This is a genomic window from Microbacterium sp., assembly GCF_049650565.1.
Classification (GTDB): Bacteria; Actinomycetota; Actinomycetes; order Actinomycetales; family Microbacteriaceae; genus Microbacterium.
The window spans coordinates 39,720-55,525 of sequence record NZ_JBASAK010000032.1; the positions used below are offsets into that span (position 1 = coordinate 39,720).

A 15,806-nucleotide genomic window follows, 5' to 3' on the forward strand; every position below is an offset into this window, starting at 1 on the left:
CGGCCCTCGGGACCGGCCTTCATCATGCGCGGGGCGCCTACTTCTTCTTGCGGTTCTGCGCGCGGCGCTGCTCGCGATTCTGCGGGGCGGGCTGCTCGGCGGCATCCACCTGCTGGCCGAACGCACCGCGTGCGGTGGTGGCAGCGCGCTCTGTGGCCGCCCGCTGAACCTGACCGCGTTCGTTGCGCACCTCGACATCACCGGAGTCGTTGGGAGCGGAGTACTCGAGCTTCTGCTCGGGCTGGGGATCGGCAAGGCCCTTTGCCTCGACCTCGGTCTGGTCGGCGCCAGCGCGGCGCACCTCGACCTCGAGATTGTAGAGGTAGCCGACCGACTCCTCCTTGATCTGGCTCATCATGGTCTGGAACATGGCGTAGCCCTCGCGCTGGTACTCGATCAGCGGGTCGCGCTGCGCCATGGCGCGCAGGCCGATGCCGTCCTTGAGGTAGTCCATCTCGTACAGGTGATCGCGCCAACGGCGGTCCAGTACCTGCAGCACCACGCGGCGCTCGAGCTCCCGGGTCGCGGCCTCGCCGAGGTTCTCCTCGCGCTTCTCATACGCGATGAGGGCATCGGAGAGCAGCTCGCGCTTGAGTCCCTCGGAGGTGATGCCGCCCTTGCGTCCGCCGGCCTCGGAGACGACCTCGTCGATCGTGACGTTCACCGGGTACAGCGTCTTCAGCTCGGTCCAGAGCGCGTCGAAGTCCCAGCTCTCGTTGTGGCCCTCGGAGGTGTGGTCGTCGACGATGCCCCCGATGGCGTCCTCGATGAAGTGCTGCACGCGGTCGGCGATGTCGTCGCCGTGCAGGATCTGGCGGCGATCGGTGTAGATGGCCTCGCGCTGGCGGTTGAGGACGTCGTCGTATTTGAGGACGTTCTTGCGCATCTCGGCGTTGCGCGCCTCGACCTGGTTCTGGGCGCTGCGGATGGCGCGGCTGACCAGGCCCGACTCGATCGGCACGTCGTCCGGGAAGTTCGTGCGGGCAAGGATCGCCTCGGCCGCGCCGGACTGGAACAGTCGCATGAGGTCGTCGGTGAGGCTGAGGTAGAACCGGCTCTCGCCGGGGTCGCCCTGACGGCCCGAACGACCGCGCAGCTGGTTGTCGATGCGGCGCGACTCGTGGCGCTCGGTGCCGAGCACGTACAGGCCGCCGGCCTCGGTGACCTTGACGGAATCCTCGGCGACCTTCTTCTTCATGGCCTCGTAGGTGTCATCCCACGCGGCCTCGTACTCCTCGGGGGTCTCTTCCGGGTCGAGGCCCTTCGCGCGCAGCTCCTGCACGGCCAGGAACTCGGCGTTGCCGCCGAGCATGATGTCGGTGCCGCGGCCGGCCATGTTGGTCGCGACGGTGACGGCTCCCAGGCGCCCGGCGAGGGCGACGATCTCGGCCTCGCGAGCGTGGTTCTTGGCGTTGAGCACCTCGTGCTTGATGCCCTTCTTGGCCAGCAGACGCGAGAGGTACTCGCTCTTCTCGACACTGATCGTGCCGACCAGCACCGGCTGCCCGGCGGCGTGGCGCTCGGCGATGTCCTCGACCACCTGGGCGAATTTGGCCTGCTCGTTCTTGTAGACCAGGTCCGGCTGGTCCTTGCGGATCAGCGGCCGGTTGGTGGGGATCGGCACGACGCCCAGCTTGTACGTGGACATGAACTCGGCCGCCTCGGTCTCGGCGGTACCGGTCATGCCGGCGATCTTGTCGTACAGACGGAAGTAGTTCTGCAGCGTGACGGTGGCGAGGGTCTGGTTCTCGGCCTTGACCGGAACGTTCTCCTTGGCCTCGATGGCCTGGTGGATGCCCTCGTTGTAGCGGCGGCCGACCAGGATGCGGCCGGTGTGCTCATCGACGATCATGACCTCGTCGTTCATGACGACGTAGTCGGTGTCGCGCTTGAACAGGGCGATGGCCTTGATGGAGTTGTTCAGGAACGAGATCAGCGGTGTGTTGGCGGACTCGTACAGGTTATCGATGCCGAGGTAGTCCTCGACCTTCTCGATGCCGGGCTCGAGCACGCCGACGGTGCGCTTCTTCTCGTCGACCTCGTAGTCCACGCCTGCCTCGAGCGTGCGGGCGATCTTCGCGAACTCGGTGAACCAGCGGTTGGCCTCGCCTGACGAAGGACCCGAGATGATCAGCGGCGTGCGCGCCTCGTCGATCAGGATCGAGTCGACCTCGTCGACGATCACGAAGAAGTGCTCGCGCTGGACCAGGTCCTCCTTGCGCCACGCCATGTTGTCGCGCAGGTAGTCGAAGCCGAACTCGTTGTTGGTGCCGTAGGTGATGTCGGCCGCGTACTGCGCGCGGCGCACCTCGGGCGTCTGCCCCGAGACGATCACGCCCGTGGTCATGCCGAGGCCGCGGTAGACGCGGCCCATCAGCTCGGCCTGGTAGCTGGCGAGGAAGTCGTTGACCGTGACGAGGTGGGCGCCCTTGCCGGCGATGGCGTTGAGGTACATCGCGAAGACGGCGGTGAGCGTCTTGCCCTCACCGGTCTTCATCTCGGCGATGTTGCCCATGTGCAGGGCGGCACCGCCCATGATCTGCACGTCGTAGGCGCGCATGCCCAGGGTCCGGCGCGCGACCTCGCGCACCGCGGCGAACGCCTCGGGCATCAGCTGGTCGAGGGTCTCGCCGTTCTCGTAGCGCGCCCGCAGCTCGGTGGTCTCCTCGCGCAGCTCGTCGTCAGTGAGCTTCTCGAAGTCGCCCTCCAGCGCGTTCACGGCCTTGACGACCTGCTTCAGCCTGCGAAGGATGCGTCCCTCGCCTGCACGCAGCAGCTTCTCGAGAGGATTGGCCACGGAAATCTCCCTTGGATCTCGGGTGCCGGCGGGGTTCGCCGCCGGGCATACCGTGCCATGTTACCGGCCCGTGACATGCATCCGCTGTGCACGACGGGCCCGTCGTCGCACGCCGATGGCGAACGGACACGCGGATGCCGGATGCTGTTGCACTTTTCCCGATATGCATATACTCAGAAACGCAATACTCGGAAAACCGATCGGAGCGCCCATGTCCGTCCGTCAGAGCCTGCTGGCCATCCTCGACCAGGGCCCGTGCTACGGGTACCAGCTGCGCGCCGAGTTCGACCGGCGCACCGGATCGACCTGGCCGCTGAACGTCGGCCAGATCTACAACACCCTGGAGCGCCTGGAGCGCGACGGCCTGGTGCAGAAGGGGAACGTGGACGACCAGGGCCACGTCTACTACGAGATCACGGATGCCGGTCGAGCAGATGTGCGCGAGTGGCTGGCCTCTCCGGTCGAGCGCCAAGCGGGAACCCGCGACGAACTGGCCATCAAGCTGGCCATCGCCGCGACGCTGCCCGGGGTGGACGTGACCGCCGTGATCCACAATCAGCGCAGGGCATCGCTCGCGCAGCTGCAGGAGTTGAATCGGGCGAAGTACGCCGGCGCAGACCCCGAGGGCGCCGAGGAGCTGGCCTGGACGCTGGTGGTCGACTCGATGATCTTCGCTGCTGAGGCCGAGGTGCGCTGGCTGGATCACACCGAGCAGCGACTCAGCCTGCATCCGCAGCGCGCGCTGGAGCTGGAGCTGTCCACCGAGCGGCCCAAGCGCGGCCGCCCGTCGAAGGCACGCGCATGACCGCCGCAGTGCTGCGGATGGTGGGCGTCTCGCAGCAGTACGGCGTCGGGGAGCTCGCCGCCTCGGCGCTCAGCGGCGTGGATCTGGAGGTGATGCCCGGCGAGCTCGTTGCGGTGATGGGGGCGTCCGGTTCGGGCAAGTCGACGCTGCTGTCCATCGCAGGCGGGCTGCAGACACCCACCGTCGGCGAGGTGGTCATCGACGGCGAGCACCTCAGCACGGCGGCGCCCAACCAGCTGGCGGCCCTGCGCCGCAAGGCTGTGGGCTTCGTGTTCCAGGACTACAACCTCATACCCACACTGACCGCCATGGAGAACGTCACGCTGCCGATGGAGCTGGACGGCGTGAGCCGCCGCACCGTGCGGCGGGCCGGACGAGACGCCCTGGGCCTGGTGGGGCTGGGCGACCGCGGCGACGCCTACCCCGATGACCTCTCCGGCGGCCAGCAGCAGCGGGTGGCCATCGCCCGTGCCATCATCGGCGGCCGCCGACTGATCCTCGCCGATGAGCCCACCGGCGCACTGGACTCGGTGACCGGCGAGCAGGTGATGAGGACCATCCGCGGGCGCATCGACGCGGGCGCCGCCGGCATCCTCGTCACGCACGAGGCGCGACACGCGGCGTGGGCCGATCGGATCGTGTTCCTCCGCGACGGCCGCATCGTGGACGAGTCGCGGCGCGACGACGCGGACGCCATACTGGCGGGGCGGCCATGAGCAGGCGTGCGCGTCAGGGTGTGACGCTGAAGCTCGCATGGCGGCAGCTGCTGCGCACGAAGGGATCGTCGGTGCTGGTGGCGGCGCTCATCGCGGTGCCGGTGGCGGCCGCTGTCGGGGTGCTCACGTTCACCGAGAGCAAGGCACCATCACCAGAGCAGGCGGTGGCCCTCGAGCTCGGTAAGACGCAGTCGTGGATCCGGATCGAGGGCGGTGCGGATCCGAGCCGCGTGCAGGCCGTCGATCTGCCCTGGCTGACGAGCATGGACCGGGCCGATGACGGCTCCCCCGCCAACCCGGAGCTGCCCGCGCCGACCGATCTCCGCGAGGCCGGACTGCCCAAGAGCACCGCGACGATCGCGATCGCTGAGGGGTACGAGCGGATGACCACCCGCGACGGCATCGCCGGGTTCCCGGTGCTCTACGGCGACAGCTGGGATCCCCGCCTGGATGGCCGTTACGAAGCGGTGTCCGGCCGCACACCGCAGTCGGCTGAGGAGGCGATGGCGTCCCCGGCGCTCCTAGAGCGGCTGGGCGTGGGGGTCGGTGACGACGTCGAGCTGCCCGATCGTGGACAGTCCTACCGGATTGTCGGCATCCAGCGTGCGATGGACGGCAGTGCCTACCGCGAAGTGCTGTTCCTCCCGCAATCCGCTGCTCCGTCCAGCGACGACGCCGCAGGGCGCAGCACGATCTGGTTCCTGCCCGACTGGCAGCCCGACTTCACCACCCTCACCGACCTGAACCACACCGGTTATGTCGCCTACGCCCGCGATCTCGTGCTGGACCCTCCCGCCGGGGCCGAGACCTCGGCGACCATGATGGCCGGGCAGACCGACTCCGCGTGGCTGACACTCCTGCTCGTCTCCCTCGGGCTGGTGTTCGGCGGGCTGCTCGTCGGCCTGCTCGCCGCCGCCGCGATGGCAGTGAGCGCTCGTCGCCAGCAGCGCTCACTGGCGGTGCTGACGACGGTCGGTGCACGCCGCGGCGACGTGTTTCGCACGGTGCTCGCGCAGGGCGCGCTGCTGGGTCTGGTCGGCGGCGCGGTCGGTACGGCGGTCGGCATCGGTGCCGTGGCCGCGATCGATGCGCTGCTGGATCCCGGGGTGAAGAACACGTTCTGGTCGTCGTGGGGGCTGAAAGTGCCGTGGAGCGTGGTTGGGGTGATCGTCTTCGCGATGCTCGTCGGGCTCGTGGCATCCGTCGTCCCTGCCCGCGGCGCCACCCGGGGCGATGCCATCGCCGCACTGCGCGGTGCGCGACGTCCGGTCCGCATGTCGCTGCGCCGCCCTGTCGCGGGCATTGTCATCGCGCTGATCGGCGGCGCGACAGTGGTGGCCGGCGGCGTGCTGTTCGGCGTTCTCGCCGCAACCGACACCTGGGACCAGGGCCTGCAGACTACCGCGCTGTGGGCGTCGATCATCGGCGTGCTGCTGCTTCTGCTGAGCGTCACTCTCAGCGGACAGGGGATCCTCGCCCTCCTGGCCGGACTGCTGGCACGCTTCGGCTCGGCCGCCCGACTCGCGTCGCGGGATGCCGTGGCCAATTCACCGCGCACCGTGCCGGCATTCGTCTCGATCGCCGCCAGCACTGCCGTCGCCGTCTTCGTGCTGTGTGCGATCGCCATCCCGCAGGCCCAGTCGACGCGCAACTGGGCCTGGGCGGCGCCGAAGGGCAGCGTCATCGTCTCCAACTGGGGAGAGACAGCACCGGCGCAGGCCCCGGCATTCCTCTCCGACGCCCATCCGGAGCGGATCATCCCGGTGTCCTCCCCCATCGAACCCGCCGTCGACATGACGGACACGACGACGCCGTCTCCGGAGGTCGTGTACGCGTCGGTCTGGTCCCGGGAGATTCACCGCTGGATCAACGCCCCCGGCCAGACCCTGACGATCATCGAGCCCGACGACGTCGAGGCGCTGACCGGCCTCGACCTCACCGATGCGGAGCGCACGGAGTTCGCGGAGGGTGGCGCGATCGCGTCGTTGGCGCAGCGTCCGGTGCCGCGGGGATACGCCGAGTACGTCAACGACGACGACACCGCTCAACTCGCTTTCTGGAGTGCGAGAGACCTCTACACGGGCCAGATCCCGGAACCGCTGCGCACGGAGTCTCTGGCCACGCAGGTGCACGTCGGCATCAGCTCGGGCTACCCGCTGATCCTCTCCCCCGCCGCCGCGACGCAGCACGGCGTCCACACCGTCGTGCGCAGCTGGGTCGCGTTGTTCGACGAAGCACCCTCTGAGGCGACTCTGGACCGGATGCGAGCGGACGCCGAGACCGCAAGCACGGGAGGCGCGATGTTCGACGTGCGCGTGGAGAACGGGCCGGACTCGCCGCTGCCCTGGCTGGCCCTGGTCCTCGGCATCCTCAGCATCATCGTCATCGCGGCCGCGACGATCAGCCTGGGCCTCGCGCGCATCGAGCGACGTGAGGACGACGCGACTCTCGCCGCCGTCGGCGCCACGACGGCGCTGCGGCGTCGGGTCGCGGCATGGCAGGCGATCATCATCGCCGGAGTGGGGTGCGTGATCGGTGTGCTGCTCGGCCTCGCCGGCGCGTGGGCACTCACCCAGGCCATGCCCGGCTCTCGCTTGAGCGATGCGCCCGTGCTCTGGCTGCTGGGCATCGCCATCGGGCTCCCGCTGATGATCTCGTTGGTCTCTCTGCTGATCCGTCCCCCGCGGGCCGACCTCACCCACCGCACCGCGATCGCCTGACCCCGTCCTGTCCACCTTCGCCGATACCCCGACCTGCCGCCCACACCCCGTGTTGCCGACGCCCGCAGCACGGGGTGTCGGCGAGAAACCGGGGTGTCGGCGCAGGAGGTGTTCGCGGAAGGCACATCGGATGCACAGCGCGCACATTCCCACCGGACCGTAGGATCGATCCATGGCCGGATTCTGGGGCAGGAACAAGCGTGAACAGGAAGCGCTGGCGGCGCAGGATGCCGATCTCGCGCGCCGCGCCGAGCAGGCGCTGGTCGCCGCCGACGAGCGCATCCGCAGCACCGGCGAGGAGCTGGCGTTCGCGCAGGCTGAGCTCGGCGAGGCGCTGACGTCCGACACCAGGGCCGCTCTGGATGCCGTGCGCCTGCATCTGCAGGAGGCCTTCCAACTGCACCAGCTGAACCACGACGAGATCCCCGACACCGACGAAGAGCTGCGCACCCGCAACGCACGCATCGTGCAGCTGTGCGAGTGGGCCGAGGGCCTGCTGACCGAGAAGACGGGTGCGTTGGCCGCCACGGTCGCCAAGGTGCGCCGCACGCCCGAGGTGATCGCCCAGGTGCGCAAGGATGCCGAGGCGCTGAGCGCTCGCGTGCCGCAGGCCAGGGAGACCATCACCCGGCTCTCCGCACGCTACGCGGAGACGGCCATGCGGCGGATCGCCTCATCGGGCGACGAGGCCGAGCAGCTGCTGGCATTCGCCGTGCACGGTGCGGACGTGACCGAGCGCCGCCGTGCCGCGAAGCACAACGACGAGGCGATCATCGCGCTGGAGACCGCCACCGAGGCCGTCCGCCGCGCCGGTGCCCTGCTGGATGCCGTGGACGAGTTCGAGATCGAGGCGCTGCGCGCCGAGTCCACCCTGGCCAACGTCGTGGCCGACTCCCGTGGGGACATCGTGGCGGCCCGCAACGCTCCGCGTACGCCCGAGGTGGCGGCTGCCTCAGCGGCGCTCGAGGCGGCGCTCGGCGCGCTCGCACCGATCGGAACCCTGAACGACCCGTTCGCCGAGCTGACGCAGCTGCGCACCGCCAACAGCGATCTGGATGCCGCGATCAGCAGGGCGCAGTACCGCATCGAGCATCCGCTCCCCTCACTGGCCCAGGTGCAGAACGCGCTGGACGACGCCGACCGCCAGCTCGGCGTGGCCCGGGGGCTCATCGCAGGGCACCGCGGCTGGATCGGAGCGGATGCCCGCACCCGGCTCGCCGAGGCCGAGCGGCTGCGCGTGGATGTGCCGGCCATGCTCCCTGCCGAGGAGACGCGCGAGCAGGCGCTGTCCTCCGCGCGGCGGGTGGCGCAGCTGGCATCCGAGGCTCTGCAGCTCGCACAGCGCGACATCGACTCGTCCCGCCCGCAGGATCAGGACTGGGGCGGCGGTGGCTGGGGTGGCGGCGGACAGCGCGGCGGCAACGGCGTGATGGGCGGCATCCTCGGCGGCCTGGTGATCGGCAGCATCCTGGACGGCATCTTCGACTGATCACCGGAACCGACTCCGCGCGCTTGGCGCGGAGAAATGCGCTTCGCGCGGACGGATGCCGGGAATCCAGCCGCGCCAATCGGACAAGTCCGCGGGAAGCGCACGCACGCAGACGACGTCAGACATCCAAGAAGGGCAGAAGGCCCGCCCCGCGAACGGGACGGGCCTTCGGTCCTTCGACGGGCTCAGGAACCCAAGCGGGTCAGGACGCCAGCACCTCCGCGGGCGGAGCTGCAGTGGTCAGCGAGATGACGCCGTAGTCCCAGCCCTTGCGGCGGTAGACCACACTCGGGTGGTCGGTGCGAGCATCCACGAACAGGAAGAAGTCGTGCCCGACCAGTTCCATGCGGTCGACGGCCTCCTCGACGGTCATCCACTCCGCATCGAAGTTCTTCGTGCGGATCACGACCGGCGTGTACGCCTCTTCCTCGTCCTCGAGCACGGGGATGGCCCCGGTCGCGACGGCGCGGAGCACGTCGGCGGATGCCGGCTGCACGTCGATCCCGGTCAGCGCGCCGCTGCCCTTCTCGAAGTGCGCGCCCCGGGCCTGGTTGCGGCCGTCGATCCGCTTCTCCTTCGCGCGGCGAAGCTGCTCGGAGAGCTTGTCGAGCGCCAGATCCAGCGCAGTGAACTTGTCAGCATCGACAGCCTCCGCGCGGACGACGGGACCCTTGCCGAGCAGCGTGAGCTCGACCGTCTCATCGGGAACCCGCCCGTTGCGATATGCACGATGCGTGACCTTGATCTCGAGTCGGAGCGCTCGCGGCGCGAGCGTCTGGATCCGCGCCGTCTTCTCCTCGACAACCGTGCGGAACCGGTCGGAGATGCTCACTCCGACGCCTACGATGCTCGTTTCCATCACTGCCTCCTTGTCCCGGTCCTCCCGGCCAAGGGCGGACCGTGGTCGCCTTGTGGATCCCTACGCTAGTACTCGCACCCAGACATGTCACTATCCGTTCACCTGGATCTCCCGCGTGTCGCGACGAACGGGCGTGGCGGCCAGAGCGACCGCGCAGATCGGGCGGAATCCCGCGGCGCGCAGGGCTCTCGCGGCCTCGTCCAGCGTGGCTCCGGTGGTGACCACATCATCGACGATCACGACCTGACGCCCTCCCCCGGACCGCACCGCGCGCAGACTGCCGGCCACGTTGCGGGCGCGCTCCTCTCGCCCCAGGCCGCGCTGATCGCCCGTGGGCCGGGCCGCGCGCAGCATCCGCGCAGGTGTGAATCCGGCATGCCCGACCAGCAGCTCCGGCACTCGGTACCCGCGTCGCCGGTAGGCGGCGTGCCCGGTCGGCACCGGAACGACCAGCGCTCCCGCCGGCGCCTGCGCCGCCAGCACCGACCGCAAAGCGCCGCCCAGCGGGCGCGCCAGCAGCGTCGCGCCGTCCTCCTTCAGGCGGCGGATGCAGCGCGCCGCGACTCCCTCGTACGCCAGCGCCGCATGCACGTCGAGACCACCGGGGCTGATCGTCCGCAGCGGGTCGGCGACCAGCCTCCACCGGCAGTCGTCGCACAGCAGCGTGCCCACGCGATCGCACCCGGGGCAGGACGACGCCAGCAGCAGCGCCATCACCTCCTGCGCGATCCCCCTGATGCCGTCCATCCGACGATCCTCGCGCAGGCCGCAGGCCACGACGGACCGCGATCACGGCATCCGTGCACAACCCGAAGAACCCGGCGATTGTGCAGAAGGATCAGATCGCGCGGCTCAGTAGCCCGCCCGAGTGCCCAGCACCCGCGCACTCTGCACGGCGATCTGCCACGACGAACCGCGCTGCGCATAGACCGAGCCGTCCGAGGACAGCACACGCAGCCCCGTCGGCGTCTTGGCCCCGGCGATCGCCACCGCGCCGTCCGGGGCGGCGAAGGCGCTCACCGGACCGCCGATGACGAACGTCGTGAAGACCGGATCGGGCGTGCTGCTGATCACGGCGAGAGTGTCCGAGCCGAACCACGCCAGCCCCCGTGAGGCACCCGTGACCTCGCCGATCGTATGCGGCGCACCCAGCTCGACGGGTTCGGAGTTCTGGCCGCGCACGATCCCGGCCACGACGACGGTGCGCTGGCTTCCCGTGCTGACGACCGCGGCGACCCGCGTCCCGTCGGCGGACACGCGAAGCTGGCTGATGCTGTCCGCCCCGGGCCAGGCGTTCGCGATCGGATGCTGCCCCCTGTCGGAACCCCACGCCACGAGCATGGCCGGAGCGTCGTCGGGCACCGTCCAGACGTACCCGAATGGATCCAGAGAGGGCTCGATCAGGTCGTCCCGGTCATCCAGCGCCGTCTGCTCGCCTGACGAGATCGCGGCCACGTCGCCGTCCCGCAGCTGCACGGCCGCCAGCGTCGCGTCCAGTGAGACATCGATCGCCGCCGGAGGAACCGCCATCTTGGCGATCTGCGCGGTGAGGCCCCCGACCGGCTCGACGCCGTCTCCGGAGAGTATGCGGCCGAAGCCGTCGTCGGTGAGCACGAGCACTCCCGGGTCGACGACGTTCTCGTCGACGGGTACGAGTCCTGCTTCCAGCGGCGCCCCGTCGACGGTGAAGCGCACCTCTGACACTCCGGCGCCGGCCAGGCTGCTCTCCAGCTGCGTGCGCATGCGCGAGAGGTCGATGGCCGACGCGGACATCGCCGTGCGCGAGAGCGCCACGGTCGCGACCTGCGAGGAGTCGACGGTCACGGCATCCCCCGCCAGGGAGATGTCCCCGGTGAAGGCCGAGCGCACCGCGGGCGTCAGCCACTCACTGGGCTTTCCTGAGATCAGCGCGCGGGCGATGGTGGTGGCCATCGAGGGCCGGCGCGGGAACCAGCGCACGTCGGGCACGAGATGCTTCCACCCCGGATCGAAGTACTTCAGCGTGTACTTCTGGTACACCCGCGGGAACGTCGGAGCATCGAGCACGATCCCGTCGCTGGCCTCGGAGATGCGCCATTCCCCGCCCTTCTCCCGCTTGAGCTTGTAGGTCGCCTTCGCCGTGCCGGAGTCGCCGGTGTAGGCACCGGAGGCGTCCACGCTGGCGACCTGCTGGAACTGGGCGTGCACCTCGGCGGACTTCGCCGACTTGTCGTCGGCCTTGACCGTGGAGGTGAACTCGCGCGTGGTCACGGACTCGTCGATCGTCACCGACGACCCGGGCTTCCAGGTCCCGCGGAACCCGTCCGTGAGGTACTTCTGCGCAGTGTCCCAGTTGCTGGTGGGCGTCATGGACGCCTCCAGGAACCCCTTCACGATCTGCTCGGGGCTGTCGCCCGGTTGCGGATCCGAGGCGGTGGGGATGAAGATCTGCTCCTGGCCATCGTCGCCGATGGTCAGACCCGGGTTCGGCGGGCCCGACGTCGGAAGCCCCGAGCACCCCGCCAGCAGCAGGCCGGCCACGGCGATCGCGAGCAGGCGGATGCCTCTTCTGGGCCTCATCGCCGATCCTCCCCCTGCTCGTCGCCTGCGCCGTCGCCTCCCAGCCTGATGGGCTGCGTCAGCGTGCCGAGGTCGACCAGCGCCTCCTCGGGCTCCAGCGGGACCGGGCCCTGACCGGTGATCTCGCCGCCCGAACGGGGAACAGTCAGCACGAAGTTGCTGCCGACGCCCAGCTGCGACCACACCTGCAGCGTGCCCCCGTGCAACTGGGCATCGCCCAGGGCGATCGAGAGTCCCAGTCCGGTGCCGCCGATCGTGCGCTTGCGAGAGGGATCGGCGCGCCAGAACCTGTCGAACACGTGCTCCGCGTCCTCCGGCCGCATCCCGAGTCCGAAATCGCGCACGCCCACCGCGACCGCGTACTGATTGCTGTCCACGGTGACCACGACGGGGCGCCCCTCGCCGTGCTCGATGGCGTTGCCGACCAGGTTGCGCAGCACCCTGCGCACCCGCCGCGGGTCCATGTCCACCGGCGAGTACCCGCCGGGAGCGACCATCCGCAGCTCGGTGTCGTGCGCCTGCGCGAGCGGGCGCATCTGATCGACGATCTCCTCCGCCAGCTGGGCGAGGCTCGTGGCCTCGACCTCGAGCTGGACGGAACCCGCGTCGTAGCGGCTGATCTCCAGAAGATCGGCGAGCAGCGTCTCGAAGCGCTGCACCTGCGTGTGCATCAGCTCGACCGTGCGCGCGGTCATCGGGTCGAAGTCGTCCTTCTGGTCGTTGATCATCTCCGACGCCAGTCGGATCGTGGTCAGCGGGGTCCTCAGCTCGTGCGACACGTCGGAGACGAAGCGCTGCTGCACGAGCGACAGCTCCGCGAGCTCCTTGATCTGCCGCTCGATGCTGTCGGCCATGGCGTTGAACGAGCGGCCGAGACTCGCCAGCTCGTCCTCGCCGTGCACGGGCAGGCGCACGCCCAGATCGCCTGCCGCCAGTCGGGCGCTGGTCTCCGCCGCCTCGATGATCGGCGCGGAGACGGATCTCAGCACCAGCCAGCTGATGCCCCCGATCAGGGCGATCAGGGTGAGTCCCGCCAGCCACAGGGTGCGCTGCACGAACAGCAGCGTGTCATCGGCGTCCGCAAGGTCGTAGGCGATGTAGATGTCGTAGGTCGCCACGTCGGGGATGGTGAGCATCTGCCCGACCACGATGCCGGCGGATGCTGGTCGGTCGCCGTTCGGCAGGGCGATGGACTGCCAGGCCTGCCGGGTCGGGACCTTCTGCACGCGCGTGCGCAGCTCGTTGCTGAGCTGCTGATAGGTCAGTTGCAGACTGCCGAATCCCAGCGGCGTGTAGCCCTCGCCGATCCGCTGGGCGAGGTTGCCGACGATGAGATTCGACGACGAGGCCCGGCCCAGCTCGCGCTGCGCCTCGTTCCAGAGGTTGGTGAGCGTGGCGCGGTCGTCGCCGGCGACGCCGGCATCGACCACGCGCTGCGCCTGCGCCACGGCGACCCTGGCGTTGTGCAGCGCCTCGTCCTTGCGTGCCTCGAACAGGTCGTTGCGGATGACCAGGCCCATGATGACGCAGATCACCAGCACTGCGAGCGACGTAGCGGCCAGCGTGATGGCGGTGGCACGGAAGCGCATCGAGCGCCGCCAGTTCACCGCCAGCGCGTCGGGCCAGGTGCGCGGCGAGCGCCAGGATGCGGGTCGCAGGCGCGTCGCGGATGTCGCGATCACCGCGGGCTCCTAGCTGATGCTCCCGGCGCGGTAGCCGACGCCGCGCACGGTCATCACGATCCGGGGGTTGTCCGGATCGAGCTCGACCTTGGCGCGCAGTCGCTGCACGTGCACGTTGACCAGGCGCGTGTCGGCCTTGTAGTGGTAGCCCCAGACCTGTTCCAGCAGCATCTCGCGGGAGAACACCTGCTGCGGCTTGGAGGCCAGCGCGACCAGCAGCTGGAACTCCAGCGGGGTGAGGGGGATGGATTCCGTGCCGCGGCGCACCTCGTGCGCATCGACGTCGATGGTGAGATCGCCCACGCGCAGCACCTCGGCGGTCGCCTGCGGCGCCGGCCGGAGGCGGGTGCGGATGCGGGCGACGAGCTCCTTCGGGTTGAAGGGCTTCACCATGTAGTCGTCGGCGCCGACCTCGAGGCCGCGGACGACGTCGGCCGTGTCGCTGCGGGCGGTGAGCATGATCACCGGCACGCCGGACTCCGCGCGGATGCGGGTGCAGATCTCGATGCCGTCCATGCCGGGGAGCATGAGGTCGAGCAGCACAAGATCGGGACGGGAGGAGCGCCACTCGTCCACGGCCAGCGCGCCGTCGGCGCAGAACAGCACGTCGAAACCCTCCGTGCGAAGCACGATGCCGATCATCTCGGCCAGTGCCGTGTCGTCGTCGACCACGAGGATCCGTGAGGTCATCTTGTGCCCAGCCTCATCTTTCTGTGCGATGCGTACGGCGATTCCCCTGCCGTCCACAACTCGGATCAGCCTACTTGACATTACCGACAGCGTCCCGATCACGGGCGCGTGCCGACGATGCGGCGACTCGTTTATGCAACCATGGGAGTGCACACGGAGGGAGTGCTCGATGAGCGGTCAGGCCTGGACGCCGGCGCCCAAGAAGGGTGCCTTCCCCCTGCATCCGATGACATTCGGAACGGTGCTCGGGCGCGCGTTCGCCGCGCTGCGGCACAACCCCAAGGTGCTGCTGGGGTTCGCCGTGCTCGTGCAGTTCGTGGTCACGGCGATCACGACCGGCGTGCTGCTGCTGGTGATGTTCTTCATCGTGGCGCGCATCGCGACGGTTCCGGCCTCCTCCGCCGACTATCTTCCGATTCTGATCGGATCGACGGCGCTGGGCGGCGCAGCCGTGCTGGTCATGTCGCTGGTCGCCATCGGCTTCACCGCCGTGGTGCAGGGCCTGGTCGCCGCCGACGTCTCGTATGCCGCGCTGGGGCGGAAGGCTTCGCTGCGCTTGCTGTGGCGACGGGTGAAGCCCGCATTCTGGCGCCTGTTCTCCTACTCGCTGCTGCAGGCCCTGGCCGTGGTGGTCTGGGTCGCCGTCGCATTCGGGATCGTGTACGGGCTGGTCTCGGCGACGGGGTCGAACGGCTTCGAGCTCATCGGCATCGCGGTGCTGATCGGACTGGTCATACTGCTGCTGAGCATCCCGCTGTTCGTGTGGCTGACGACCAAGCTGCTGGTCGTCCCCGCGGTGATCGTGCTGGAGGGCGCAACGCTGCGCACCGCGCTGGTGCGCTCATGGCGGCTCATCCGCGGCCGCTTCTGGTTCGCGTTCGGCATCGCGTTCCTCATCCAGGCGATCATGGGCGTCGCCGTGCAGGTGGTCTCCTACCCGGCGACTCTGCTGTCGGGGATCTTCGGGGGCCTGCTGGCGCCGACCGGCGCCGACGAGCCCACCCGGATCGTCACGATGATCGTCGCGAACGTCGTCCCCCAGGTGCTCGTGCTGGTGGTCTCTGCCATCGCCCTGGTCGTTCAGGGAACCGGCGCCACCCTGGTGTACGTCGACAGCCGAATGCGGTTCGAGGGTCTCGACCAGGCGCTCATCCGGTACGTCGACCTCAGCGCGCAGGGCGCCTCGGATGCGGCGCTCGGCGACCCGTGGGCAGTGGATCCCGCCCGGGCCGTGCCGAAGAACCCGCCGCCGCGGATGCCCGCCCTCGCCTATCCCGGGCAGTACTCGGGACAGTATCCGCATCCGGCGCCGTACCCGTACGGTGCGCAGGCTCCGTACCCGTACGGTGCGCCCGCGCCGTACCCCGCACCCGCGCCGTACCCCGCACCCGCGCCCTACCCGGCGCAGCAGGGCTACCCGGCGCAGCAGGGCTACCCGGCGCAGCAGGGCTACCCGGCGCAGCAGGGCTACCCGGCGCAGCAGGGCTAC

Annotated in this window: 11 protein-coding genes; 5 read left to right on the forward strand and 6 right to left on the reverse strand. The window is 69.6% G+C overall.

The window, feature by feature from the left end; genetic code table 11:
• Positions 1 to 37: 37 nt before the first annotated feature.
• A complete protein-coding gene (gene secA / locus WA967_RS05900; protein WP_424420015.1) occupies positions 38 to 2,797 on the reverse strand; it encodes a preprotein translocase subunit SecA in 2,760 nt (919 codons plus the stop codon).
• A gap of 211 nt (positions 2,798 to 3,008) precedes the next feature.
• On the opposite strand from secA, the gene WA967_RS05905 reads away from it, so the two are divergent.
• From WA967_RS05905 to WA967_RS05920, 4 genes are all read left to right on the forward strand, one after another.
• On the forward strand, positions 3,009 to 3,602 hold the full coding sequence (locus WA967_RS05905) for a PadR family transcriptional regulator (protein ID WP_424420017.1): 594 nt from the start codon (positions 3,009 to 3,011) through the stop codon (positions 3,600 to 3,602).
• Complete coding sequence (locus WA967_RS05910; protein ID WP_424420019.1) at positions 3,599 to 4,318, forward strand: ABC transporter ATP-binding protein; 720 nt, start codon at positions 3,599 to 3,601, stop codon at positions 4,316 to 4,318. The genes WA967_RS05905 and WA967_RS05910 overlap by 4 nt, the downstream gene beginning before the upstream one ends.
• Complete coding sequence (locus WA967_RS05915; RefSeq protein ID WP_424420021.1) at positions 4,315 to 7,038, forward strand: FtsX-like permease family protein; 2,724 nt, start codon at positions 4,315 to 4,317, stop codon at positions 7,036 to 7,038. Before WA967_RS05910 ends, WA967_RS05915 begins: the two co-directional genes overlap by 4 nt.
• Positions 7,039 to 7,210: 172 nt before the next feature.
• Positions 7,211 to 8,527: a hypothetical protein gene (locus WA967_RS05920; RefSeq protein ID WP_424420023.1), complete on the forward strand. Its 1,317-nt coding sequence runs from the start codon at positions 7,211 to 7,213 to the stop codon at positions 8,525 to 8,527.
• 202 nt (positions 8,528 to 8,729) lie between these two features.
• Here WA967_RS05920 and hpf read toward each other — a convergent pair whose 3' ends face one another.
• The 5 genes from hpf to mtrA form a co-directional block, all read right to left on the reverse strand.
• Positions 8,730 to 9,386 carry a ribosome hibernation-promoting factor, HPF/YfiA family gene (hpf, locus tag WA967_RS05925; RefSeq protein WP_424420025.1) on the reverse strand — a complete coding sequence of 219 codons (657 nt, stop codon included), beginning with the start codon at positions 9,384 to 9,386 and terminating at the stop codon, positions 8,730 to 8,732.
• Between the two features lie 90 nt (positions 9,387 to 9,476).
• Positions 9,477 to 10,133 carry a ComF family protein gene (locus WA967_RS05930; protein WP_424420027.1) on the reverse strand — a complete coding sequence of 219 codons (657 nt, stop codon included), beginning with the start codon at positions 10,131 to 10,133 and terminating at the stop codon, positions 9,477 to 9,479.
• 105 nt (positions 10,134 to 10,238) lie between these two features.
• Positions 10,239 to 11,945 (reverse strand): LpqB family beta-propeller domain-containing protein, encoded by a 1,707-nt coding sequence (locus tag WA967_RS05935; protein WP_424420029.1) that lies wholly within the window; start codon positions 11,943 to 11,945, stop codon positions 10,239 to 10,241.
• On the reverse strand, positions 11,942 to 13,627 hold the full coding sequence (mtrB, locus tag WA967_RS05940; protein WP_424420031.1) for an MtrAB system histidine kinase MtrB: 1,686 nt from the start codon (positions 13,625 to 13,627) through the stop codon (positions 11,942 to 11,944). Before mtrB ends, WA967_RS05935 begins: the two co-directional genes overlap by 4 nt.
• Positions 13,628 to 13,636: 9 nt before the next feature.
• Entirely contained in the window at positions 13,637 to 14,317 is a 681-nt protein-coding gene (gene mtrA / locus WA967_RS05945) for an MtrAB system response regulator MtrA (RefSeq protein WP_424420033.1), read from the reverse strand.
• 169 nt (positions 14,318 to 14,486) lie between these two features.
• On the opposite strand from mtrA, the gene WA967_RS05950 reads away from it, so the two are divergent.
• Positions 14,487 to 15,806: glycerophosphoryl diester phosphodiesterase membrane domain-containing protein (locus tag WA967_RS05950; protein WP_424420035.1), on the forward strand; the 1,320-nt coding region annotated here is incomplete at its 3' end.